This is a genomic window from Bradyrhizobium ganzhouense (genome assembly GCF_049949285.1).
GTDB classification, from domain to species: domain Bacteria; phylum Pseudomonadota; class Alphaproteobacteria; order Rhizobiales; family Xanthobacteraceae; genus Bradyrhizobium; species Bradyrhizobium ganzhouense.
The window spans coordinates 4941544-4962942 of record NZ_CP181318.1 but is presented as its reverse complement, the minus strand read 5'-3'; the positions used below and the strand labels follow the sequence as shown (position 1 = coordinate 4962942).

Below are 21399 nucleotides of genomic sequence, written 5' to 3'. Positions count from 1 at the left end.
GGATGTGCAAACCGGTCCCGTTCTGGTAGCAGAAGTCATGGAAACTCAGATCGACAGCCAAGAGGATTCCCTCAAGCCGAGGCCCGCGATCCGAGCCGCGGCGTTTTCGGTGCACATCTTCACCGCCTTCGGCGCGGCGATCGCGCTATTGGCGATGCTGGAGGCGGTGCGCGAGCACTGGGCTGCGATGTTCGGCTGGCTGGGCGTCGCCCTGATAATCGACGCGGTCGACGGGCCGATCGCGCGCAGGCTCGACGTCAAGAACGTGCAGCCGAACTGGTCGGGCGACGTGCTCGATCTCGTGGTCGACTTCGTCACCTATGTCTTCGTGCCGGCCTATGCGATCGTGGCGAGCGGCCTGTTGCTGCCGGTGGCGGCGCCCTTGCTCGGTATCGCCATCATCGTCACCAGCGCATTATACTTCGCCGATCTGCGCATGAAGGCGGATGACAATCATTTCCGCGGCTTTCCGGCGCTGTGGAATGCGGCGGCGTTCTATTTGTTCCTGCTGCACTGGCCGCCGCTGTCGTCGACGCTGCTGGTCGCGGCGCTGGTGGTGCTGACCTTCGTGCCGTTCCACGTCCTGCATCCGGTTCGCGTCGTGCGGCTGCGCTGGCTGACGATGTCGCTGATTGCGATCTGGTCGCTGCTCGGGCTCTACGCGCTGGAGATGGATTTTCGCGTTGGCGCCGGCGTGACGGTTGCGCTCTGCGCGATCGCGCTCTGGATTGTGTTCAGCGACGCGTTAATCCGCCTCGCCAAGTCCTTCGCATGATGCATTTGTTGACCAGCCCCGAGGCCTGGGCCGCGCTGCTCACCTTGACGTCACTCGAGATCGTGCTCGGCATCGACAACGTCATCTTCCTGTCGGTGATCGTTTCGCGCATCCCCGAGCCGCAGGCCCATCGCGCGCGCCAGATCGGGTTGGCGCTGGCGCTGGTCTTCCGCATCATCCTGCTCAGCGTGCTGGTCTGGCTGATCGGCCTGACCGCGCCGGTGTTCTCGTTTGCGGGCTACGACTTCTCATGGCGCGACCTGATCCTGATCGGCGGCGGCCTGTTCCTGATCGCGAAGGCGACGCACGAGATTCACGCCGAGGTCGAGGCCGATGACGGCGAGGGGAAGAAGCAATCCGGCGGCAGCGCCTTCTTCTGGGTGATCGTCCAGATCATCATCATCGACATCGTGTTCTCGCTGGACTCGATCATCACCGCGATCGGCATGGCGCAGGACCTCGAAATCATGATCGCCGCGGTCGTGATCGCGTGCCTGATCATGTACATTTCGTCGGGACCGGTGGCGCGATTCGTCGCAGAACATCCGACCACCAAGATGCTGGCGCTGGCGTTCCTGGTGCTGATCGGCGTCGCCCTGGTCGCGGACGGATTCAAATTCCACATTCCGCGCGGCTATATCTACTTCGCGATTGCGTTCTCGGCGGCCGTCGAGTTCTTCAACGTGCTGGCGAAGCGCAACCGCAAGAAGGCCAGCAAGCCGTCCGTCTAACCGTTCCAATTTGGGGCGAGTTGACAAGGCGGGCGCTATGTCTTTCGCTTAGCCGGGAGAAGAGGAGGTCAGGTGATGACCAAAGCCGTCCGTGTGCACAAGGTCGGTGGCCCCGAAGCGCTGGTCTATGAGAGCGTCGAGGTCCCGGCGCCGGGACCTGGCGAGGTGCGCATCCGCCAGCATGCGGTCGGCCTGAACTTCATCGACGTCTATTACCGCACCGGCCTCTACAAGGCACCGGGGCTGCCCTTCATTGCCGGCAACGAGGCCTCAGGCGAGGTCTTGGCCGTCGGGCCGGGCGTGACGAATTTTCATCCCGGCGACCGCGTGGCCTATTACCACAACCTCGGCGCGTATACGAGCGAACGCAACATCCCCTGGGAGAAGCTGGTCAAGCTGCCCGACCACATCACCCATGAGCAGGGCGCCGTGCTGATGCTCAAGGGGCTGACGGTCTGGTACCTCTTGCACAAGACTTTCAAGGTCGAGCCGCATCATCGCGTGCTGATTCACGCTGCTGCAGGCGGCATCGGTCTCTTGGCCTGCCAATGGGCGAGGGCGCTGGGGGCCCACGTCATCGGCACCGTCGGCTCGCGCGAGAAGGCCGAACTTGCCGAGGCCAATGGCTGCGACCACGTCATCCTCTACAACGAGGAAGACTTCGTCGCACGGGTGAAGCAGATCAGCCGCAACGAGGGCTGTGACGTCGTCTATGACGGCGTCGGCAAGGCGACGTTCCCGGGCTCGCTGTCCTGCCTGAAGCCGCGCGGCATGTTCGTCTCGTTCGGTAATGCCTCAGGTCCCGTGCCGCCGTTCTCGATCGCCGAGCTGAACAATCACGGCTCGCTGTTTGCGACGCGGCCGAAGCTCAACGACTACGTCGGCACGCGCAAGGAACTGCTGGAAGGCGCCGACACGTTGTTTTCCGCCGTCATCAACGGCAAGCTGCACGTGCCGATCAACCACGCCTACGCCCTGAAGGACGCCGCCAAGGCGCATATCGACCTCGAAAGCCGCAACACCACCGGCGCATCGATCTTAAAGCCGTAGGTCTCCTGTCCCGGACGCGCTGCAGCGCTTTTGCGCTGTTGCGCAGAGCCGGGACCCAGATGCGGCACACCCGGTGCGGAGAGATGGGCCCCGGCTCTGCAGCGCATCGCTCAAGGGGCGCTGCGCTGCGTCCGGGGCACGAGACATGCCTACGCCACGCGTCTCGCCGCCCCCGCCTTGGTCAAGATACCGTCGAGACAATCGATCATCTCGGCGATCTCCGCCTTCGTGACGTTGAGCGCCGGCATGAAGCGCAGCGTGTCGAGCTGCGGCGCGTTGAGGAGCACGCCGGCCTCGAACGCCTGCGCGACGATGCCGGGCGCGATCGGCAGCTTGAGGTCGAGCGCGAGCAGCAGCCCGCGTCCCCGCACGCCGCCGAGGCCATGCCGTGCCGAGACCTTCTGCAACTCGCTTTCGAGCAGCAGGCCGGTCTCGTTGACCGACTTCTGGAACGCCGGCTTGCTGATCTCATCAAGCACCACAAGGCCGGCCGCGCACATCACCGGGTTGCCGTTGAACGTGCCGCCCTGGTCGCCGTGCTCGAAGCAGGAGGCGCGTTCGGTCGCAAGCAAAGCTGCGAGCGGCACGCCTCCGCCAATGCCCTTGCCAAGCGTCATGATGTCGGGCGCGATGCCGGTGTGCTCATAGTGAAAGAGCTTTCCGGTCCGGCCCATGCCGGTCTGGATCTCGTCGAAAATCAGCAGCAGGCCATGTGTCTCTGTGAGCGCGCGCAGCTCCCGCAAGAACTGATCGGTCGCCGGCCACACACCGGACTCACCCTGGATCGGCTCGAGCATCACAGCAACGGTGTTGCTGCTGATCAGCTTCTCGACCGAGGCAATGTCGTTGAGCTTCGCCTTCTTGAAACCGGCGACCTTCGGCTCGAATAGCGGCTCGAACGCCTTCTTGCCGGAGGCCGACATCGTCGCCAGTGTCCTTCCGTGGAAGCCGCCCTCGAACGTGATGATCTCGAACGCGCCGCCTTTGTGCAGGCTGCCATATTTGCGCGCGAGCTTGATCGCGCCCTCATTAGCTTCCGCGCCGGAATTGGCGAAGAACACTTGGTCAAACGCGCTGCTCTCGACCAGCGCTTGCGCGAGCTTGAGGCTCGGCTCGTTGTAGAAGGCCGGGCTCGGCGTGAGCAATCGCTTGGCCTGCGAAGCCAGCGCATCCGCAACTGCCGGCGGGGAGTGGCCGAGACAGTTCACGGCCCAGCCCTGCACGAAATCGAGATAGCGCTTGCGGCTGTCGTCCCAGAGGTATGAGCCGGCGCCACGGACGAACACGGCCTTGGGCCGTGCGGTGATGTCCATCAGCGCGTCATACGGATGGGTGGCGGTGGTCATGTCGAACTCCTCTTGAGGTCGCGAAGACTTTGGGTGGGGAAGATCTGGGGCCGGGTGAAAAAGGGACGCGAAAAGCAAGAAGGCCGCACTTTGCGGGTGCGGCCTTCTCGAAAACTTAAGCTGAATTTACTGGTTCAGCGGCGTCGTCGGACATGGCGCAACCCATCATCGTCGCGGGAGCGACGACGCATGGCTTGGCGCAGATGGGTCCGAGAATTGATCATGGGGCGGGTCCGTACAGCCGAAGGGCAGGGCTTGTCAAGCGAGACCTACCGAACGCCGTAAGGCGCGAACGTATCGACGCCGGCATTGATCGCCTTCGTCGCCGCGATGTCGCGTTCGGCGCGCAGGGATTGCGCCGCGGCCGGGAACGTGAGCAAAGTCAATGCTGCGGCGATCTCGCACAGGCAGGTCCGGATATCGATCTTGTGATTGCATGTCATTTGATTGCTGCGCAGAAACCAACAAGCCTCTAGCGCGTTTGTGATCTCGGAACGCGAATTGGTTCGAACCTGACGCAAATCGGGACAGACCAAGAGGTACGGGACCAACCAGACAGTTTTCAGCCTTGTCCGAAACCCCTTATCCGATTGACCTCGACAGCATTCGCGGCGCGTTTCCGCCGGGCATCGAGGCGCCGCCTTTGCTGCTGGATTTTGCCGGCTGGCTGAACGGACGCGCCTGGGGCAGCGTCGGCTGTTTCTCGCTGCAAGGCCAGTTCTCCGATCAGGCGCCGATCTTTGACGGCAGCCCCTTACGCGATCGCTTCGCGCTGTTCATGCGCCTGCCGGACGGCTCGGCCGTCGGCGGCTGGTACGGCGCCGGCCTCGACCGCGACGATCCCCCGATCGTCGGATTGGGCTCGGAAGGCGACTATGAGTTGCTCGCTCCATCCCTCGACGCGCTGCTTGCAAAACTGACGTCGCAGCAATTCGACAAGGCCTGGCACGATCTGCGGCCGCATGACGAGGTCGAGCCTCAGACGGTCGAGCTTGCGCAATGGCTCGCCCGACGGCCGACCGGCGAGCCGGTGCCGTGCGAGGACGGCGCATTCGAGCTGCCCGACTTCCGTGGCTTCGTTGAAAAGTGGAGCCGGGACCGCGAGGAATACTGGGCCAATCACCGCCTGATGGCCGAGCTCGGCTGGCGGCTCGCCGCGCATCTGCCCAAGGGCAAGAACGCCTGGGACAAAACCCATTTCGAGGTCGCGATCGTCGGCAAGCAATATCAGGCGCGCGTCCTGTCGCGCGGACCGCAGCCGTTCGAGGAAGCCGCCTCGATCGAATCCCTGCTGCGCGACCTGCGTGACGAGATGCGCCGCGCGCAGCCCGAGCTCGGGCTCTGGTACGCGATGAAATTCGGCCTCTATGCCGACGGCCGCGTCATGCCGAACTTCGAATACGACGTGCGTCCGACCATCGACGGCGAGCCGGCGCAGCTCTCAGAAGCCAAGGCCGATCTCGCCCGCGCTCCGCGCCCGGAGCGCTGGGTGCCGAAATGGCTTGCCTGACTGCATCCGCATCGTCATTGCGAGCGTAGCTAACGCGGGTGGTCCCGTCATCCTGAGGTGCGAGGCATGGGACGCAGGGCGTCCCATGGGGAGCCTCGAAAGATGAGCGGCCGGGATGCAGCCGGGCCGTCGTCCTTCAAGGCTCGCCCTACGGCGCGGTTGCGCCGCAGAGCGAGCACCTCAGGATGACGGTGATGAAGCGAAGCCGCTGTCGTCACGGCAATGACGGAGTATGTCAGAACCCCGCGACGCTGCCATGCAGGTCGTACTGATCCGCGCGCTCGATCTTGGCGGTGACGATCTCGCCGACGCGCAGCGGACGGCGGCTGGTGAGATAGACCGCACCGTCGATCTCCGGCGCATCGGCCTTGGAGCGGCCCTTGGCCACCGTTGGCCCGACCTCGTCGATGATGATCTGCTGGCGCGTGCCGACCTTGCGCTTCAGCCGGCGCGCGGAGATCTTCTGCTGGCGCGCCATCAGCGCGTTGTAGCGCTCCTGCTTGATCTCAGCTGGCACGGCACTTTCGAGCGCATTCGACGTCGCACCCGCAACCGGCTCGTATTTGAAGCAGCCGAGGCGATCGATCTCGGCTTCATCGAGCCAGTCGAGCAGATAGGCGAAGTCGGCATCGGTCTCGCCGGGGAAACCGACGATGAAGGTCGAGCGCAGCGCGAGATCGGGGCATTCCTCGCGCCAGCGCTTGATGCGCGCCAGCGTCTTGTCCTGCGCGGCCGGGCGCTTCATCGCCTTCAGCACGTCGGGGCTCGCATGCTGGAACGGGATGTCGAGATAGGGCAGCACCTTGCCCTCGTTCATCAGCGCGATGACGTCGTCGACATGCGGGTAGGGGTAGACATATTGCAGCCGGACCCAGGCACCGAGTTCGCCGAGCTCGCGCGCGAGGTCGAGGAATTTGGCGCGGACCTGGCGGTCTTTCCACGGGCTCTCGGCATATTTGAGATCGACGCCGTAGGCCGAAGTGTCCTGCGAGATAACGAGCAGCTCTTTCACGCCGGCGCCGACGAGACGCTCGGCCTCGCGCAGCACGTCATTGGCCGGACGCGAGACGAGGTCGCCGCGCAGTTTCGGGATGATGCAGAAGGTGCAGCGATTGTTGCAGCCTTCGGAGATCTTCAAATAAGCATAGTGCCGCGGCGTCAGCTTGATGCCCTGCGGCGGCACCAGGTCGAGATGCGGATTATGCGCCGGCGGCAGTGCGCGGTGCACGGCATCCAGCACGCTCTCATATTGCTGCGGGCCGGTGATGGAGAGAACGCCGGGATAGGCCTCTTCGATCCGCTCGGGCTCGGCGCCCATGCAGCCGGTCACGATCACCTTGCCGTTCTCGGCCATGGCCTCGCCGATCGCCGAGAGCGATTCCTGCTTGGCGCTGTCGAGGAAGCCACAGGTGTTAACGATGACGATGTCGGCGCCGTCATGCTTGCGGGCGAGCTCATAGCCCTCGGCGCGCAGCCGCGTGATGATGCGCTCGGAATCCACCAACGCCTTGGGACACCCGAGCGACACGAAGCTGACCTTGGGCGCAGCCGTCTGATCCATATCCAAATCTGCCTGATTGACGGGCTTGAGCTAGTCCCAATTGCCCATAATTACAACCCTTTGCATGGCCGTCCGGCATGCTATGGATGAATCGCCGGGTTGCGAGTGAGCTATGAGCGCCGAACAGTCGCCCAAAATCGTGATTGTCGACGAGAGCCCGATCCGGGCCGCGATCCTCGAGGAGGGCTTGCGGGAGGCCGGATTCACCCAGATCGTCCATATCCGCGAGATGCAAAGCCTGCTCGCCCGTATTTATGCGGTGGACCCCGACATCATCCTGATCGATCTGGAAAACCCCAGCCGCGACGTGCTGGAAGCCATGTTCCAGGTCAGCCGCGCCGTGAAGCGGCCGATCGCCATGTTCGTCGACCAGAGCGATTCATCCTCGATCCAGGCCTCCGTGGAGGCAGGGGTGTCGGCCTATATCGTCGACGGGTTGAAGAAGGAGCGCGTCAAGCCGATCCTCGATCTCTGCGTGTCGCGCTTCAACGCCTTCGCGAAACTCCAGGAGGAGCTGGAGCGAACCAAGTCGCAGCTGGAGGACCGCAAGATCATCGAGAAGGCCAAGGGCATCCTGATGAAGGTCAAGGGCCTCACCGAGGATGAGGCCTATGTGTTGCTGCGCTCCACCGCCATGCGCGAGAAGAAGAAAATCGGCGAGATCGCGCAGTCGATCATCACCGCGTCGGAGATGCTGAAATGACCACGCCCCTCCGCATCGGGTTCATCCCGCTGGTCGATGCCGCCGCCCTGATCGTCGCCGTCGACAAGGGCTTTACCGCGGCCGAAGGGCTCGAGGTCGAGCTGGTGCGCGAGGTGTCCTGGTCCAACGTGCGCGACAAGCTGAACATCGGCCTGTTCGACGCCGCGCATCTGCTCGCGCCCGTGGCGATCGCGTCCTCGCTCGGGCTCGGTCACGTCAAGGTGCCGATCGCAGCACCCTTCAATCTCGGCATCAACGGCAATGCGATCACGGTGTCGCCGGCGCTGCACGCCGCGCTGATGGAGGAGATCGACGGCGACCGTTTCGATCCGCTCGCGACCGCAAAGGCGCTGGCGAAAGTGGTGGCCAAGCGGCGCAAGGCGGGCGCCGATCCGCTGACCTTCGGCATGACCTTTCCGTTCTCAACCCATAACTACCAATTGCGGTTCTGGATGGCGGCGGCCGGGGTCGATCCGGACGAGGACGTGCGCCTCGTCGTGCTGCCTCCGCCCTATATGGTCGACAGCCTCAAGAGCGGCCATGTCGATGCGTTCTGTGTCGGCGCGCCCTGGAATTCGGTCGCGGTCGATCTCGGCATCGGCCACATCCTGCATTTCGTCTCCGACATTCTGGAGCGCGCGGCGGAGAAGGTGCTGGCGGTGCGCCAGGTCTGGGCCGACAAGAATCCGGACGTGGTCGCTAGCCTGGTCCGCGCGGCGGTGAAGGCGGCCGAGTTCATCGAGCAGCCCGCAAATCTCGCAGAGGCAGCGCAGCTCCTCGCACGGCCCGAGCGGATCGGTGTCGACGCCGAGGTGATCCAGCGCTCGCTCACCGGGCGCTTGAAGATCTCGCCTGAGGGCGCGGTGCGCGAAAGCGGCCGCTATCTTTTGGTGGGACGCGAAGGGGCAGGGCGTCCGGATCCTGTCCAGGCCGCCTGGCTCTATGCGCAGATGGTGCGCTGGGGACAGACGGCGCTCAACGGTGAGGCGCTCAAGACCGCCATGGCTGTATTCCGGCCGGACCTTTACGACACCGCGCTGGGTCGGGCCGAAGACGGCCACGCCAGCCCCCCGTTCAGCGCCTTCGCTGGCCCCGAATTCGATCCCCGGGATATCGCCGGTTATCTCGCGTCATTTGCGGTCGGATGGCCGGCCTCATAGGCCTGCTCAAAGCTTAATCACATTGATTCGAAGCTCAATCTTTGGGCCATTGCTGCCCGAAGCAGCATGAACCTTGATCCATTTCATGCGCTGCACACAAAACTAAGCCACTGATTCCGCGTGATTTTATAACGCATGCTGCGTTGGCACACTCCTTGAATAGAGGAACCAAGCCGCCCAGCGTGGGCGCTGGCGGCTCCAAGTCCATGGTGGATTTCCGCAGCAACGAAGCTGATCGGATCGTTCCGGGTTCCGGCTGGGCGCCTATGCGCCTCCAACCGGCTCCCAGCGATCAACGTCCGTTCAACCCGTTGACGCCGCCTCTCGCGCGGCAAGCTGGAGCTTCGATATGGATTACGCGAAACCCTCTGACGTTGTAGCCTCGATGGTCGATGCCAGCCTGAAGAAGCTGGCGCTCGCCCCGCGCGACATCATGATCCGCGGCGCGATCTCCGGCGCGCTGCTCGGCGCCGCCACCACGCTCGCCTTCAGCGGCGCTCTCACGACCGGCCAGCCTCTCGTCGGCGCGCTGATCTTCCCCGTCAGCCTCGTGATGATCGTGCTGCTCGGCCTCGAGCTCGTCACCGGCAGCTTCGCTATCGTTCCGCTGGCGCGCCTCGAGGGCAAGGCGAGCTGGAATGCGGTGATCGCCAACTGGTCCTGGGTCTTCGTCGCCAACCTGCTCGGCAGCCTCGCCTTCGGCGCGCTGATCGCGATCGCGCTCACCAACATGGGCAAGGTCGAGGTCGCCGGCGTCGCCGCCCGCATCGTTGCGGTGGCCGAAGCCAAGACCATCGGCAACGCGGCGATCGGCACCGCCGGCATGGTCTCGGTCTTCGTCAAGGCGATCCTCTGCAACTGGCTGGTCTGCCTCGGCGTCGTGATGGCGATGACCTCGACCTCCACGGTCGGCAAGATCGCGGCGACCTGGTTGCCGATCTTTCTGTTCTTCGCGCTCGGCTTCGAGCACGCGGTCGTCAACATGTTCGTCATCCCGACCGGCATGCTGCTGGGCGCCAAGGTCAGCCTTTCCGATTGGTGGCTGTGGAATCAGATCCCGGTGACGCTCGGCAATCTCGTCGGCGGTTTCGTCTTCACCGGCCTCGCGCTCTACGCGACGTACAAGCCCGCCAAGCCCACGGCCGATGTCGCGCAGGTCGCGGTCCAGGCAGCAGAGTAGGTCCATTCAGCCCATGAAACTCGATACAGCACCCCCGGCCGATTTCTCCGACGAGCAGAAGCGCTATCTCGAAGGTTTCATGTCCGGCATGCAGGTCGGACGTGTCGGGCGCGCTTTCGCAGCCGGCGGCGCGCCTGCTGGCAATCCCGAGCCGATCGGGCCTGACGCGGCACATATCAAGGCGCAGGACAAGCTCACGGCGGCGGGCAAGAAGCTCGCCGACCAGGAGAAGTTCAAGCGCGAGATGCATCCGTTCGATGCCTATGATCGCTTGAAGGACCAGGCGCGTAACAACGCCAATCCGACGCCGGCGGACAATTTCCGCTGGCGCTATTACGGCATCTTCTGGGTTGCGCCGGCGCAGACCTCCTACATGGCGCGCCTGCGTATTCCCAACGGCATTTTGAAGCACTGGCAGATGTCGGGCCTCGCCGACATCGCCGAAAGCTGTGGCGGCGGCTACACCCATGTCACCACCCGCGCCAACTTCCAGATCCGCGAGATCGAGCCGAAGAACGCGGTCGCGCTGATCGAGGGCGTCCAGGACATCGGCCTGTGCTCGCGCGGCGCCGGCGCCGACAACATCCGCAACGTCACGGGCACGCCGACGGCCGGCATCGATCCGCAGGAGCTGCTCGATACGCGTCCCTATGCGCGCGAATGGCACTACCACATCCTCAACGACCGCTCGCTGTTCGGGCTGCCGCGCAAGTTCAACGTTGCCTTCGACGGCGCCGGCAAGATCGCTGCGCTGGAGGAGACCAACGACATCGCCTTCACTGCGGTCGAGGTGAAGGACGGCCATGGCGTCGAGCCCGGTGTCTGGTTCAAGCTCGGCCTTGGTGGCATCACCGGCCACAAGGACTTTGCGAAATATTCCGGCATCGTCGTCCGCCCTGAAGACGCGACCGCTGTTGCCGATGCCATCGTGCGCGTCTTCATCGAACACGGCGACCGCACCAACCGCAACAAGGCGCGGCTGAAATACGTGCTGGACAATATGGGGCACGACGGCTTCCTCAAGCTGGTCGAGGAGCGCCTCAAGAAGCCGTTCGCGCGTGTGCCGGCCGAGGCGCTGCTGCCGCGTCCCTTGTCCGACCGCATGGCCCATATCGGCGTGCACAAGCAGAAGCAGGCCGGGCTCAACTGGGTCGGCGTGGCGCTGCCGGTCGGCAAGCTCACGTGCGAGCAGATGCGCGGTATCGCAAAGATCGCGCAGGATCTCGGCGACGGCGATATCCGCCTCACGGTCTGGCAGAACTTTCTGATATCGGGCGTCCGCGACGAGAACGTTGCGCTGGTCACGGCCGCCGTCGAAAAGCTCGGGCTCGCTACGCAGGTCTCGAACGTCCGCGCCGGCCTGATCGCCTGCACCGGCAATGCCGGCTGCAAGTTCGCGGCCTCCGACACCAAGCGTCACGCGACTGCGATCGGCGACTGGTGCGACGAGCGCGTCAATATTGACACGCCGCTCAACATCCATCTGACCGGCTGCCATCACTCCTGCGCGCAGCACTACATCTCCGACATCGGCCTGATCGCGGCCAAGGTGCCGGGTGCGACGGAGGACGACCAGGTCGAGGGCTATCACCTCTTCACCGGCGGCGGCTTTGGTCCCGATGCCGATATCGGGCAGGAGGTGTTTCACGATGTGAGGGCCGAAGATGTGCCGAAGACCGTCGAGGGGCTTTTGAAGGCCTATCTCGCCAACCGCGCCTCGCCCGAAGAGACGTTCCTGACTTTCTCCCGTCGCCATGACGGCGAAGCCTTGCGCAAGCTCGCCGAAGCGGAAGTAGCAGCATGACCCAGATGTCCGTGCCTCCCAAGATCGAGATTATTCCGGCCAATGCCCCGTTCAGCGAAGGCCAGCGGCTGTGGCTTAACGGGTTTCTCGTCGGCATGCTCGGCCTCGACGGCTCGACGGCGCTGTCGCCGATCGAGAACGGTGCCATGCTCGCCCCGCAAGGCGACGGCGATGACGGTGAGGCCCCCTGGCACGATCCGGCGATGGTGATGGCCGACCGCATGAAGCTCGCCGAGGGACGACCGCTCCGCCGCCGGATGATGGCGGCGATGGCGCAGCAGGATTGCGGCCAGTGCGGCTACAATTGCGCCGACTATTCGGACTCGATCGCCAACAAGAGCGAAGCGCGCCTCAACCTCTGCGCCCCCGGCGGCAAGGAGACGGCGCGGATGCTCAAGCAGCTTTTCGAGGAGATCGACAAGGCGCCGGCCGCGAAGCCCGCGGCAGGAGCGGCTGCGGCTGCACCGGCTGCGCCGGAGGTGAAGGCCGAGCTCGGCCGCGCCCGCGAAAATCCGGCGGATGCCACCTTCCTGTCGCGGCGCCTGCTCAACAGGGGCGGCTCGGAGAAGGAGACCTATCACGTCGAGTTCGATCTCTCCGAGAGCAAGCTCGACTACGTCGTGGGCGACAGCTTTGGCGTGTTCGCGCGCAATGATCTCGGCCTCGTCGACCAGATCATCGCGCTGCTCGGGGCGTCCCACACCACCAAGGTCAACAACAAGACGCTGCGCGAGGCGCTGGTCGAGGACGTTTCTCTTTCGCCTGCGCCCGATAAGCTGTTCGAGCTGCTCTCCTTCATCACCGGCGGTGCGCAGCGCGAGAAGGCCAGGGCGCTTGCGCAGGGCGAAGATCCCGATGGCGATGCCGCAACCCTCGACGTCATGGCGGCCCTGCAGAAATTCTCGGGCACGCGGCCGCATCCGGAAGCCTTCGTCGAGGCGCTGGAGCCGCTGCAGCCGCGGCTCTACTCGATCTCGTCGTCGCACAATGCGACGCCCGGAAAGCTGTCGCTGACGGTCGATTCCGTGCGCTACGTCATCGGCAAGCGCAAGCGCCTCGGCGTCGCCTCGACCTTCCTCGGCGAGCGCATCAACGAGGGTGACAAGCTCAAGGTCTATGTGCAGAAGGCGCACGGTTTCGGTCTGCCAGAGGATCCGAAGATTCCGGTCATCATGATCGGCCCCGGCACCGGCATTGCGCCGTTCCGCGCCTTCCTGCTCGACCGCAAGGCGACCGGCGCGCAAGGCAAAAACTGGCTGTTCTTCGGTCATCAGCGCAGTGATTGCGATTTCTTCTATCGCGACGAGCTCAACGCGATGAAGACCTCAGGGCTTCTGACGCGCCTGTCGCTCGCCTGGTCGCGCGACGGTGAGAAGAAGTTTTACGTGCAAGACCGCATGCGTGAGCTCGGCCGCGAGGTCTGGACGTGGCTTGCCGAGGGCGCGCATCTCTACATCTGCGGCGATGCCAAGCGCATGGCCAAGGACGTCGAGCGCGCGCTGGTCGACATCGTCGCCCAGTTCGGCGCCCGCTCCACCGACGAGGCCGTCAGTTTTGTCGCCGATCTCAAGAAGAAGGGCCGCTTCCAGGCTGACGTCTACTAAGAACCCTTCTCCGGCTGTCATTCCAGTGTCATCCGAGCCGGTTCCATCTGGCTCGGAATTTAACGAATAAGATTCTCGGAACCCGCGGGTGAAGAGAATTTGTACCTCCGATGCGCGGTCTTCAGAGGACCAACATCGCTATTTGCGCTGCCGTCTTGCCCGCCACCCCGGTCGACCCCTCATAATCGCGCAAATGGGGCGTTGGAGATCGACGATGCGCGAACTATCGGCGGAAGCGAGGCTGCACTTCTACGCGCGCTCGCTCTCGCGCCGGACCGCGGCGAACGCCCATCACATCGGCCTCTACAGCGCCTTCGCCGTCATTGCCGCGATCGTGTTCGGCACGCTCTCGGTGCACCCGTTCTGATCACGCCCCACGCTTGAACGGCGCGACCTCGATTCCGGCATCCTTCAGAGACTGACGCAAAGTGCGCGCGATCTCGACCGCGCCATGCGTGTCGCCATGGATGCACACCGTGTCCGTGCGCATCTTGATGACCTTGCCCGTTACCGACACCACCGCACCATCCTGCACCATGCGTACCACGCGATCGGCGATCGCCTTGGCATCGTGCAGCACCGCGCCGGGCTTCTTGCGCGAGACGAGATTGCCGTCGTCCTCATAGGCGCGGTCGGCGAACACTTCGTGCACGATCGGCAGGTTCGCCTCTTCGCCGGCCTTTACTAACTTCGAGTTGGCAAGCACGACGAAGATCAGGCTGGGGTCGACCGCCCTAATACCGGCGGCGATGGCCTTCGCCGTCATGTCGTCCTCGCAGGCGACGTTGGAGAGCGCGCCGTGCGCCTTCACATGGGTGACCTTGTGGCCGGCCGCGGTGGCGATCGCCTGCAATGCGCCGATTTGGTAGGCGACGAGATTCTCGATCTCGGATGATTTCAGGCCCGCGATCGGGTGCCGGCCAAAACCGTGCAGGTCGCGATAGCCGGGATGCGCGCCGACCGAGACGCCGCGCGCTTTCGCCAGCTCCACCGTCCGCCGCATGATGTCGGGGTCGCCGGCATGGAAGCCGCAGGCGACGTTGACCGAGCTTGCGAGGTCAATCATGGCGGCGTCGTTGCCCATCTCCCACGCGCCAAAACCTTCGCCGAGGTCGCAATTGAGATCGATTGTCTTCATGGCTGCTCTCCGCCTTTGGTCTTGTCGTTTACGGCTCGGCCGTCACCTGCCAGGTCCCGGCGTCCATCGCGCTCACTGCATAACCCGCGACGTTGGCATCGCTCAGCGCCTCGATGTTGAGCTCCACGGTGTCGGAGGAACGCAGGCGATCGGGCAGGGTACGGATCAGCTGTTGAAACTTGCGCGCCTCGTCCTGCGCCTCGGCCATGGTGACGGCCTTGAAGCGGAACGCCGTGCCGGCCGAAGTCTGGGCGAGGCGGCCGACATCGGCCGTGATCACGGTTGCGATCTTGGGGTACCCGCCGGAGGTGCCGCGATCCATCATCAGCGCGATCGGCGAACCGTTGCCCGGCACCTGGATGCTGCCGTTGACGGTGCCGTCGGAAACGATGTTGTGGCCATGCAGATGCTTGATTGCGGGGCCCTCGAGCCGGTAACCCATGCGGTCGGAGGTCGCCGAGATCTTCCACTCGCTGTCGAGGAACAGCGCCTTGTTGGCATCGTCGAACTCGTCGTCCTGCGGCCCCAGCACGACGCGGATCGGACCGCTCGCAGGCTTCGGCAATTCGATGCGCAACTCGGGTGCGCCGCTCGCGGCATCGACCGTGAACTCGTCGCCGGCCTGAAGCGGGCGCGGGTAGGGGCTGCCGAGGCCGGCGCGGGCGTTCACCGCGAGGCTGCCGAACACCAGCTCGCCCTTGATGGCGCCTTCGATCGCAAGATAAGTGAACGCGCCGCCGCGGGCAAAGCCCAACGTCAGCGTCTCGCCGTCCTTCAGCGTGACGGACGTGTCCATGGCCACAGGCCGCCCGGCGATGTCGGCATTGCGCGGCGCACCGGCAATGGCGACGCGCACCGCGCCGTCCTTGGCAGTGAAGGTCGCGCCGAACGGGCCGATCTCGACCACGGCCGCGAACGGGTCGTTGCCAACAAGCGTGTTCGCCGCCGCGAGCGCCAGCCGGTCCATCGCACCGCTGACCGTCAGGCCATAGCGCTGCGCGCCGTAGCGCCCGCCGTCCTGGACAGAGCTTGCTGGTCCGATGCTGGCGACGACGAGGCGGCTCATGCGTCTACCCGTTCGGCGATGATCTCGCCGGCTTCTGCCGCGCGGTCCTGCTCTTCGAACGTCTTGTGGTCGATGGCAAAAAACGTCACGCGATCACCGGGTTCGGTGAGGAACGTCGGATTCCGGTGGAGCTGATAGGTCCGCACTGGCGTGCGGCCAAGCAGGTGCCAGCCACTCGGCGCGGCCAGGCACTGGATGCCCGCCTGGATGCCGCCGATCGAAATCGTGCCGGCCGGCGTGAACAGCCGCGGGCTCTGCCGCCGGGACATGTGCAGGGATTTGTCGAGGCCGCTGAGATACGACCAGCCCGGCGTGAAGCCGATCATGGCGACGCGGTAGTCGCCGCCAACGTGACGGGCGACGATGTCGTCGGGCGTGGTGTTCAGCGCTTTCGCGACATCCTCGAGGTCGATGCCGTGCTCGCCACCATAGGCGACGGGAATGCGCCAGCGCCGTGCCTCGGTCGACGGCGGCAGTGGCTGGCAGGCGATCGGGAGCAGCTTTTCGCAGAGCGCGTCAAAGCCGATCTTGCCGGGATCATAATGCACCAGCAACGAGCGATAGGTCGGGATGGTCTCGGAGATACCCGCGATGGGCGTGGCTAGCAGCGCCTTGTCGAGCGCGAGCACGCGCTCGTTGGCGGCATCATCGATGGTGCGGCTGAACTCGACCGTGACGGCGCTGTCGCCACTGGGCAGAAGGCGGGGCGGAGGGAGCGTCGCGGCCATGAGATGTCGGGATCGGGCCTTTGGAGAAGCGCGGGCTCGGCCTTGAGTTCCGCGTCACCCTGCTTCGCGTAAATGCGCCCGCAAGTCCAATAAATTAATACAAGGGGTGGTGATAAAGCCTTGTTATCGCGTCGCATAACAGCCCGGCAGGGCCGCGTTCTTGTTAGGGCTTTGGGCCTTGACGGCAAGCGCGCGGCTCGCAAGATGCGCGCGTTCTTTCCCGCCCATCCGGAGCTCGTCTGTTTCCATGTCGCTGTCCCCCGAAGCCCGCAAGACCCTCGCCGGCATCACCACTGCCACCATCACCACGGTCCTGCTGAAGAAGGGCCTGCGCAATGTGTGGATGCGCGGCGCGCGCCCGCTGCGTCCGGGCCTGCCGCGCCTGGTGGGCCCTGCCTTCACGCTGCGCTTCGTGCCGGCGCGCGAGGATCTGGCGACGCCGGAATCCTGGTCATCGCCGATCTCGACCCGCACCGCGATCGAGGCGATGCCGGAAGGCTGCATTGCCGTGGTCGATGCCATGGGCATCACCGACGCCGGTATCTTCGGCGACATCCTCTGCGCCCGCATGATGAAGCGCGGTGTCACCGCGCTCGTCACCGACGGCGTAGTGCGTGACGTCGAGGGCGTGCTTGGAACCAACCTTCCTGTGTGGTGCGACGGCTATGCCGCGCCGCCGTCGGTCGCGGGCCTCACCTTCGTCGGCTGGGGCGAGCCGATCGGTTGCGGCGGCGTCGCCGTGTTCCCGAACGACATCGTGGTCGCCGACCAGGACGGCTGCGTGCTGATCCCGCAGGCGATGCTCGAGCACGTGCTCAATGAAGGCGTCGAGCAGGAGCGGATGGAAGCCTGGATCGTCAACGAAGTGAACAACGGCGCGGTGCTGCCGGGCCTCTATCCCATGAACGCCGAGACCAAGGCGCGCTACGCCGCCAGCAAGAAGTAACAGGAAACGAGGACCCCATGGACATCACGCTCGCAGGCACGCGGCCGACCCGTCGCGCGCCCAAGGAACACTTCACCGGCACCGTGCTGCAAGACCCCATCAACATGGCGCCCGCGCCGGCGCGGCTGAACGTCTCGCGCGTCTCGTTCGAGCCGGGCGCCCGCACCAACTGGCACCATCATCCGCTCGGGCAGACGCTCTACGTGATTTCAGGCGTCGGCCGCGTCCAGACCAAGGGCGGCGCGGTCAAGGAAATCCGTCCCGGCGATACCGTCTGGATCCCGCCGGGTGAAGTGCACTGGCACGGCGCCTCGCCGGGCAACAGCATGTGCCACATCGCCATGCAGGAAGCGCTCGACGGCGTGTTCTCGACCTGGCTCGAGCCGGTCACGGACGCCGAATACGGCGCGCCGCTCGGCTAGCTTCCGTCCTCTGACAAAGCGCATCGCCTCCGGGCGATGCGCTCTCATCCTCGGCTTGGACCTAGATCCGCTCTGCCGTCCACGTGCCCGAGCACAGGGTACCGCGCCAGGTGCCGGAGCCTGAGGTGCCGCTGAGCCGGCCAAAGCCGACGGCGCGCTTGATGCCCGTGCTCAGGCTGACGTTGATGGCGCCGGCATCCGCGACGCGGCCCGACGCAGTCACCGCAGCATCGCTCGAAGCGATCTGACCGTTGCTGATTCCGATCGCGACGGTCGCGCCGTTGCCGCAGGTTTCGCTCGATGACGAGATGCGGACATTCCATGCGCCGTCGAACGTCGAGCCCGCAGCATCCGCATGCGCGAGCGGGAAAGCGATAGTGATAATCGTGGCGAAAAGACCCTTGCCAAAGCCCTTCATGACACGCCCCTGTGGTTGATCGTGCGGGGAACGTGTCACGGGCGCGGAACCGCCGATGTGAGGACTGTCACGCGCGCCAGATTCTCTGTGAGGTGACGCACCAAAGCAAAGGGGCCCGGATCACGGACCCCTTGTCTCTCCAGAAAATATCGGGGGCGAACCTAGTTCACGCGCGTCCAGGTCTGGCCGCCGCAGAACATGCCGCCGAAGGCGCAGCCTTGCACGCGCAGGCGGTCGCCGCTCTTTAGCGAGATCGTCGAGTCGTAGGTCGAGCCGGTGTTGGGATCGAGGATGCGGCCGGACCATTTCTGGTCCTTGCCGGGCTTCATGTTGATCAAAACCTGCTCGCCGTTCTGGTTCGATTTGCTGTCGACCGAATAGCCGCAGAGGTTATTGCCGCACTGCTCGATGCGGACCTTGCCTTCCTTCTCCTCGGTCAGCCAGATGCCGAGCGGCGAATTGGGATCGCGCGCGGGCGCGACTGCGGGAGCGGCCGGGGCGACGGCTGCGGACTGAACGGGGGCAGCGGCAGGTGCCGGAGCGGGTGGTGGCGGCGGCGCCGGCGGCGCGGCAGCCACGGTCGGAGCCGGCGGCGGAGGCGGTGCGGATGGCGGAAGTGGTGCCGGGGGTGCCGTCGCCACCGTCGGGGCAGCGCTCGGCGCCGGTTGAGGCGGAGGCACCATCAGATCTTCAGAAGGAGCGGTGCTGGCCGTCGCTGCCGGAGGCGGAGCGGGTGAGGCCGGCGGGGCCGGAGGCGGTGCCGCGGCTGTAGGGGAAGGTGCTGCCGGCGCTTGCCCTGCCGCGGGTGGCGCTGCGACCGGAGCGGGGGCATGCGCCGGTGCAGCCGGCGTTTGTGGATCGACCGTGGCCTGTTGCGGGCTCTGCTGGCCCGAGGGCGTGTCGTTCTTCTTGGCCTTCTTCGCCTTGCCCTGACCGGTGTTGTCGTAGACGCCGGGAATCTGCACCGTGCCGCGGTCCGGATCGATGCGGATGGTGCGCCCGCCATATTCGAAAGTGTACTGCGCCTGCGCAGCGGTGCTCGCCAAAAGAAGGAACGCGGCCGTGGCCAACAGCTTCCTCATTTCAATCTCCCGAACAGGTCGTCCCCGCACCGACGCTTACGCCCCGGCCCGATCGCGAAAAGTGATCTAGATCACTGTCACCGTATGAGTCGCCTTCTGATGGGTCCCGGTTCAATAGACCGGGAGCCGGTCCAAAGTTTGGCGGGGCAAGCGACAGACGGACGCGGGAATCTGGTTTTGACGCGCCTTCTTGACGCGAACCGGTACCCACTTCGCTGGAAAACGCTCTAATCGAACCAGGCGGCGTAGATCTTCTTGTAGCTGCCGTCCTCCATCGAGATGTGCAGCCACTGGTCGACGAAAGCCTTCAGCGCCATGTCGCGTTGGAGCCAGTAGGCCTTCTCCGAGAAGTCGAACGGTTTTTCGGGATGCACCGCGCAGAGCACGCCGGAGTGCTGCTTCTGCTGATAGCGGGTCTCGGAGGCGTCCGTCATCATCAGGTCGGCGTTGCCCTTGGCGATCTCGTCGAAGATCGCGGTATTGTCGGGGAAGACGGTGATGTCGGCATCCTTGACGTTGGCGCGCGCGAAACGCTCATTGGTCCCGCCGGGATTGACGATGACGCGGGTGCCCTTCTTGTCGATGTCGGAAATGCTCTGGTACTTGCCGACATCGGCACAGCGCGCGATCGGCGTCTTGCCCTCGCGCATGATCGGCACCGTGAAGTAGCCCTTCTTCTGGCGGTCGAGCGTGACCGAAACGCCGCCCATCGCGATGTCGAACTGGTCGGCTTCGAAATCCTTCATCAGCTTCGGCCAGGCCGTGGCTACGTATTCGACCTTGACGCCGAGCGCCTTGCCCAGCGCCTCCGCCATGTCGACGTCAAATCCAGAGAACTGCTGCGTGGCCTTGTCCAGATAGGTGAAAGGCTTGTAGTCGCCGGTCATGCCGACGCGCAAAGTTCCGCGCTTGATGATCTCGTCGAGGCGCGAGGGCGCTGGCTGCTGCGCCTGCGCCGAGAGGTTTGCCAGCGACATCACGGCCAAAGCCGCCAAGATTCGAACGGTTATTCGAACAGTCATCTCTTTTCCACCCATGCCCAAGCTGTCATTGTGCAGCTCTTGAACGTGGATTTAGACCAGATGCCAGTTTCTGGCGAGACGGAATTGAAGGGAATCTTGAAGTGACGATCTCGATGTACGAGGCCTCGGTCGGCCTGTTCGTGCCTTACCTACGCAACCTGTCCGTGCTGCTCGACAAGGGCGTTGCCTATGCCGAGACCCGCAAGTTCAATCCGGCGGTCCTGCTCGGCATGCGCATGGCGCCGAACATGTACGATCTGGCGCAGCAGATCGGCGAGGCCTGCCGCCACGCCACCGTCGCTCCGGCCTTGCTGGCGCAGTGCGAGCCGATCGCGCTGCCGCCGCTGGAGCACGACATGGCCGGGCTTCAGGCGCGGATTGCCACCTCAATCGAGTTCATTGAAAGCCTGCCGCGCGCCGAGATCGATGCGGCCGCGGAGCTGAAGGTCTTCTTCAAGCTGAAGAACGGGACCGAGCTGCCCTTCACCGGGCGGACGCTGCTGCTCACAAACAGCGTCCCGCAATTCTTCTTCCACGTCACGACCGCGTACGATTTGTTGCGGCACGCGGGCGTCGAGCTCGTGAAGAAGGACTTCCTCGGCCGCAAGTAATTACGCTTCGCCCTTGCGCTCGTAGTCGGCGAGCGAGCTGCGGCCGGCGATCTCGCTGCGCAGCAGCTCGAAGCGCCGATGCGCCTCGTCCTCGTGTTCGTCGACGAAATGCACGGCGGCCTCGCTGGTCATGGGGCCGCTGACCACGGGGGCGGACTGCTCGCCGATGGTTTCGTGCACGTAGTACTGGCCGTCGTCACCGCGATGGACGGTCCATTTCAGGCGGATCGCCACCATCGGCCCGGGGCCGACCTTGCTGTAGCCGTCGGCGTCGGTGTGGTCGGGCACCAGCGGCTGCTCCTCGACCATCAGATGCTCATCGGAGCCATGATGCTCATCGGAGCCATGATGTTCGTCGGAGGCGTGATGCTCGTCTGCGACCGCATATTCATCGGCAGCCACAGTTTCCGTCTCGGTGTCGCGGATGACGAGAACGGACTCAGGGTGCTCGAAAATGCTGGCGATGGTCGCCAGCGCTTGGTCGGTCGGGTCGATCTCTGACAAGGGTCCATCCTCCAGCTCGACGCGGCCGGCAAAGTCTG

General features: G+C 64.7%; 23 protein-coding genes. 13 read left to right on the top strand and 10 right to left on the bottom strand.

Annotated features, from left to right (window positions below; translation table 11 throughout):
* Nucleotides 1–37: 37 nt before the first annotated feature.
* The 3 genes from pcsA to ACLFLU_RS22695 all read left to right on the top strand — a co-directional run bounded on the left by pcsA (nucleotide 38) and on the right by ACLFLU_RS22695 (nucleotide 2556).
* Nucleotides 38–775 (top strand): phosphatidylcholine synthase, encoded by a 738-nt coding sequence (gene pcsA / locus ACLFLU_RS22705; RefSeq protein ID WP_426407093.1) that lies wholly within the window; start codon nucleotides 38–40, stop codon nucleotides 773–775.
* The gene (locus ACLFLU_RS22700; RefSeq protein ID WP_426407092.1) at nucleotides 772–1506 is read left to right on the top strand and encodes a TerC family protein; all 735 of its coding nucleotides are present in this window, start codon (nucleotides 772–774) and stop codon (nucleotides 1504–1506) included. The genes pcsA and ACLFLU_RS22700 overlap by 4 nt, the downstream gene beginning before the upstream one ends.
* A gap of 75 nt (nucleotides 1507–1581) precedes the next feature.
* Nucleotides 1582–2556, top strand: a complete 975-nt coding sequence (locus ACLFLU_RS22695; RefSeq protein ID WP_234685649.1) for a quinone oxidoreductase family protein — start codon at nucleotides 1582–1584, stop codon at nucleotides 2554–2556.
* Between the two features lie 149 nt (nucleotides 2557–2705).
* Here the strand turns inward: ACLFLU_RS22695 and ACLFLU_RS22690 are convergent, their stop codons facing one another.
* Together ACLFLU_RS22690 and ACLFLU_RS22685 are read right to left on the bottom strand one after the other, a co-directional pair.
* Nucleotides 2706–3902: an acetylornithine transaminase gene (locus ACLFLU_RS22690; RefSeq protein WP_426407091.1), complete on the bottom strand. Its 1197-nt coding sequence runs from the start codon at nucleotides 3900–3902 to the stop codon at nucleotides 2706–2708.
* 269 nt (nucleotides 3903–4171) lie between these two features.
* Nucleotides 4172–4345, bottom strand: coding sequence for a hypothetical protein (locus ACLFLU_RS22685; RefSeq protein ID WP_426407090.1), 174 nt, complete (start codon nucleotides 4343–4345; stop codon nucleotides 4172–4174).
* A 125-nt stretch (nucleotides 4346–4470) separates the two neighbouring features.
* On the opposite strand from ACLFLU_RS22685, the gene ACLFLU_RS22680 reads away from it, so the two are divergent.
* Complete coding sequence (locus ACLFLU_RS22680) at nucleotides 4471–5412, top strand: hypothetical protein (protein WP_426407089.1); 942 nt, start codon at nucleotides 4471–4473, stop codon at nucleotides 5410–5412.
* 235 nt (nucleotides 5413–5647) lie between these two features.
* On the opposite strand, the gene rimO is transcribed toward ACLFLU_RS22680, so the two are convergent.
* Nucleotides 5648–6973, bottom strand: a complete 1326-nt coding sequence (gene rimO / locus ACLFLU_RS22675) for a 30S ribosomal protein S12 methylthiotransferase RimO (RefSeq protein ID WP_426407088.1) — start codon at nucleotides 6971–6973, stop codon at nucleotides 5648–5650.
* A 112-nt stretch (nucleotides 6974–7085) separates the two neighbouring features.
* On the opposite strand from rimO, the gene ACLFLU_RS22670 reads away from it, so the two are divergent.
* From ACLFLU_RS22670 to ACLFLU_RS22645, 6 genes are all read left to right on the top strand, one after another.
* On the top strand, nucleotides 7086–7676 hold the full coding sequence (locus tag ACLFLU_RS22670) for an ANTAR domain-containing response regulator (protein ID WP_426407087.1): 591 nt from the start codon (nucleotides 7086–7088) through the stop codon (nucleotides 7674–7676).
* Nucleotides 7673–8836, top strand: a complete 1164-nt coding sequence (locus ACLFLU_RS22665; protein WP_426407086.1) for a CmpA/NrtA family ABC transporter substrate-binding protein — start codon at nucleotides 7673–7675, stop codon at nucleotides 8834–8836. Before ACLFLU_RS22670 ends, ACLFLU_RS22665 begins: the two co-directional genes overlap by 4 nt.
* A 349-nt stretch (nucleotides 8837–9185) precedes the next feature.
* Nucleotides 9186–10016, top strand: coding sequence for a formate/nitrite transporter family protein (locus ACLFLU_RS22660; protein WP_254131531.1), 831 nt, complete (start codon nucleotides 9186–9188; stop codon nucleotides 10014–10016).
* Between the two features lie 13 nt (nucleotides 10017–10029).
* Complete coding sequence (locus tag ACLFLU_RS22655) at nucleotides 10030–11820, top strand: NirA family protein (RefSeq protein ID WP_426407085.1); 1791 nt, start codon at nucleotides 10030–10032, stop codon at nucleotides 11818–11820.
* Nucleotides 11817–13424 (top strand): sulfite reductase subunit alpha, encoded by a 1608-nt coding sequence (locus ACLFLU_RS22650; protein ID WP_426407084.1) that lies wholly within the window; start codon nucleotides 11817–11819, stop codon nucleotides 13422–13424. The genes ACLFLU_RS22655 and ACLFLU_RS22650 overlap by 4 nt, the downstream gene beginning before the upstream one ends.
* A 214-nt stretch (nucleotides 13425–13638) precedes the next feature.
* Nucleotides 13639–13791 carry a hypothetical protein gene (locus tag ACLFLU_RS22645; RefSeq protein ID WP_187434626.1) on the top strand — a complete coding sequence of 51 codons (153 nt, stop codon included), beginning with the start codon at nucleotides 13639–13641 and terminating at the stop codon, nucleotides 13789–13791.
* Here ACLFLU_RS22645 and ACLFLU_RS22640 read toward each other — a convergent pair whose 3' ends face one another.
* The 3 genes from ACLFLU_RS22640 to pxpB are packed head-to-tail and all read right to left on the bottom strand — an operon-like array spanning nucleotide 13792 to nucleotide 16356.
* Nucleotides 13792–14562, bottom strand: coding sequence for a LamB/YcsF family protein (locus ACLFLU_RS22640; protein WP_426407083.1), 771 nt, complete (start codon nucleotides 14560–14562; stop codon nucleotides 13792–13794).
* A 28-nt stretch (nucleotides 14563–14590) separates the two neighbouring features.
* The gene (locus ACLFLU_RS22635; RefSeq protein ID WP_426407082.1) at nucleotides 14591–15628 is read right to left on the bottom strand and encodes a biotin-dependent carboxyltransferase family protein; all 1038 of its coding nucleotides are present in this window, start codon (nucleotides 15626–15628) and stop codon (nucleotides 14591–14593) included.
* Entirely contained in the window at nucleotides 15625–16356 is a 732-nt protein-coding gene (gene pxpB, locus ACLFLU_RS22630; protein WP_426407081.1) for a 5-oxoprolinase subunit PxpB, read from the bottom strand. Before pxpB ends, ACLFLU_RS22635 begins: the two co-directional genes overlap by 4 nt.
* A 247-nt stretch (nucleotides 16357–16603) precedes the next feature.
* On the opposite strand from pxpB, the gene ACLFLU_RS22625 reads away from it, so the two are divergent.
* Together ACLFLU_RS22625 and ACLFLU_RS22620 are read left to right on the top strand one after the other, a co-directional pair.
* A complete protein-coding gene (locus ACLFLU_RS22625; RefSeq protein ID WP_027536148.1) occupies nucleotides 16604–17302 on the top strand; it encodes a ribonuclease activity regulator RraA in 699 nt (232 codons plus the stop codon).
* A gap of 17 nt (nucleotides 17303–17319) precedes the next feature.
* Complete coding sequence (locus ACLFLU_RS22620; RefSeq protein WP_334520544.1) at nucleotides 17320–17724, top strand: (R)-mandelonitrile lyase; 405 nt, start codon at nucleotides 17320–17322, stop codon at nucleotides 17722–17724.
* A gap of 61 nt (nucleotides 17725–17785) precedes the next feature.
* Here the strand turns inward: ACLFLU_RS22620 and ACLFLU_RS22615 are convergent, their stop codons facing one another.
* From ACLFLU_RS22615 to ACLFLU_RS22605, 3 genes are all read right to left on the bottom strand, one after another.
* Nucleotides 17786–18142 carry a hypothetical protein gene (locus tag ACLFLU_RS22615; RefSeq protein WP_426407080.1) on the bottom strand — a complete coding sequence of 119 codons (357 nt, stop codon included), beginning with the start codon at nucleotides 18140–18142 and terminating at the stop codon, nucleotides 17786–17788.
* A 161-nt stretch (nucleotides 18143–18303) separates the two neighbouring features.
* Nucleotides 18304–19224, bottom strand: coding sequence for a DUF2147 domain-containing protein (locus ACLFLU_RS22610; RefSeq protein ID WP_426407079.1), 921 nt, complete (start codon nucleotides 19222–19224; stop codon nucleotides 18304–18306).
* A gap of 227 nt (nucleotides 19225–19451) precedes the next feature.
* Nucleotides 19452–20246 (bottom strand): transporter substrate-binding domain-containing protein, encoded by a 795-nt coding sequence (locus ACLFLU_RS22605; protein WP_426407078.1) that lies wholly within the window; start codon nucleotides 20244–20246, stop codon nucleotides 19452–19454.
* A 113-nt stretch (nucleotides 20247–20359) separates the two neighbouring features.
* Here ACLFLU_RS22605 and ACLFLU_RS22600 point away from each other — a divergent pair, with 113 nt between their 5' ends.
* Nucleotides 20360–20857 (top strand): DUF1993 domain-containing protein, encoded by a 498-nt coding sequence (locus tag ACLFLU_RS22600; RefSeq protein ID WP_426414048.1) that lies wholly within the window; start codon nucleotides 20360–20362, stop codon nucleotides 20855–20857.
* On the opposite strand, the gene ACLFLU_RS22595 is transcribed toward ACLFLU_RS22600, so the two are convergent.
* Nucleotides 20858–21361 (bottom strand): hypothetical protein, encoded by a 504-nt coding sequence (locus ACLFLU_RS22595; RefSeq protein ID WP_426407077.1) that lies wholly within the window; start codon nucleotides 21359–21361, stop codon nucleotides 20858–20860. It lies immediately after the preceding gene.
* Nucleotides 21362–21399 lie beyond the last annotated feature (38 nt).